The organism is Mesorhizobium sp. M7A.F.Ca.CA.004.12.1.1 (assembly GCF_003997835.1).
Lineage (GTDB): Bacteria > Pseudomonadota > Alphaproteobacteria > Rhizobiales > Rhizobiaceae > Mesorhizobium.
The window spans coordinates 1-2023 of record NZ_RZRK01000979.1 but is presented as its reverse complement, the minus strand read 5'-3'; the positions used below and the strand labels follow the sequence as shown (position 1 = coordinate 2023).

1 protein-coding gene is annotated in these 2023 nt (G+C 63.3%); it reads left to right on the top strand.

The window, feature by feature from the left end; genetic code table 11:
• Nucleotides 1–416: 416 nt before the first annotated feature.
• Nucleotides 417–2023 (top strand): DUF1989 domain-containing protein (locus EN984_RS32515; RefSeq protein ID WP_127384256.1); only part of this gene is annotated, 1607 nt, incomplete at its 3' end.

Genomic DNA, 2023 nt, shown 5'->3' with positions numbered 1-2023 from the left:
ATGGCGCTGGCGCGAAAACTCCTCGTCATTCTCAATGCAAAAGCACGCGATGCGCGCATGGAGTTCGCCAATGCAACTTGACACCACAGATAGTCGCTCATTGCCCTGCCGGGCATTTCTCCCCGTAAACGGGGAGAAAGAAGCTGGACCGCAAAGCCGGCACTTTTTTGCACCGTTGGCGATTGGCGAAACCGATGAGGACAGCGTCCTTCGCCCCGTTCACGGGGAGAAGATGCCGGCAGGCAGATGAGGGGCAGCGCCGACGCTCCGAAGGCGAGGCGGAGTGGCGAGTTCAAGCCCGAGCGATTGCACCGACGGTCAAGCTCCGCCTTGCCAAACCCAACCAGGCTGCCTATTCTTACCGCTAAAATAATTTCACACACAGGCAAACTTGTTTCTCGAACCGCAAGGCTGAAATGAGCCAGTCGCCCTACCCCGCAATTGCTGCCGGACCGCCGCGGCCGAGCCTCATCCTGAGGCCCGGCCAGATCGCGCTGCCGCCGGGCATGGAGCGTTATACGATCCATGGCAATGGCGCGGTGCTCATCGATATCGAGGCCGGCGACACGATCACCGTGCGCAATGTCGAGGGCGGCCAGGCCTGCGAGTTGCTGGCTTGGGACAGGAGCGGCGCGACCGATCCCGGCATTTTTGGTGAAGCATCGAACAGCAACGCTGCCGGCATCAAGGCGCTGCTCATAGAGGGTGACGACAGTCTCGCCTCGCTGCGAGGCGGGCTCGCGCGCCGGCAGGTGCAGCTTGACCATGCCAAGGCCGTGCGGGTGTTCGGCGCCACTACGCCTGCCGGTACAGAACAAACATTCACGGTCACGCGTGACGGCTCGCTGATCATCGCCGCGCCCGGTGGACCGATGCTGGTCGATGGCCACGACACGGCGACGCCGCTGACTGCCATCGTTCGCCGCGCCACGATCCGCCCGGCGGCGAAATCGCTACTGGCCGATCCGCTGGCCGACCCGGTGCTCGATTTGCGTGTCCATTCGGCGACGGCGGAGGCCTATTTCGTCAAGGCCGGCGACTATCTCCAGATCATCGATGTCGACGGGCGCCAGTGCACCGATTTCCAGTGCTTTTCGGCGCGCAAGCTGGACAGGGGACTGGATCATCCGCTCGACGTGACGACGACGCGCACGCTGATGGGTGCAAGCTACCCGATGCCCGGCCTGCATTCCAAATACTACGACCAGGACATGGAGCCGCTGGTCGAGGTTATCCAGGACACATGCGGCCGGCACGACGCCTTCGCGCTCGCCTGCGCGGCCAAATATTACGACGACATCGGCTATCCCGGCCACACCAACTGCTCGGAGAATTTCAACGGCGCTCTGGCCGGCAAGGGCGTCAATCCCCGCGCGGGCTGGATGGCGATCAACTTCTTCTTCAACACGGCGATCGACGCGCATGGCGTCATGGTGTCCGACGAGCCGTGGTCGCGGGCGGGTGACTATGTGCTGCTCAGGGCGCTCACCGACATCGTCTGCGTGTCCTCCGCCTGCCCCGACGACACGACGCCGGCCAATGGCTGGAACCCGACCGACATCCATGTGCGGACCTATTCCGGCCAGCACAAATTCTCGCGAGCGATCGCCAGACGCATGACGCCCGATTCGGAACCGAAAATGACCCGCGAGACAGCTTTTCATTCGAGCTTTGCCAAGCACACCCGCAACTTCGGCGAGTACAGGGGCTATTGGCTCGCCAATTCCTTCGCCAAGGACGGGCCGATCGCGGAATACTGGGCCTGCCGGCAGGACGCGGTGATCATGGACCTGTCGCCGCTGCGCAAGTTCGAGGTTACCGGCCCGGATTCCGAGGCGCTGCTGCAATACACGCTGACCCGCGACGTCAAGAAGCTTGGCGTCGGCCAGGTGGTCTATTCGGCCATGTGCTACGAGCATGGCGGCATGATCGACGACGGCACCCTGCTGCGGCTCGGCAAGGACAATTTCCGCTGGGTCGGCGGTGACGATCTGTCCGGCGAATGGCTGCGCGAGACGGCGAC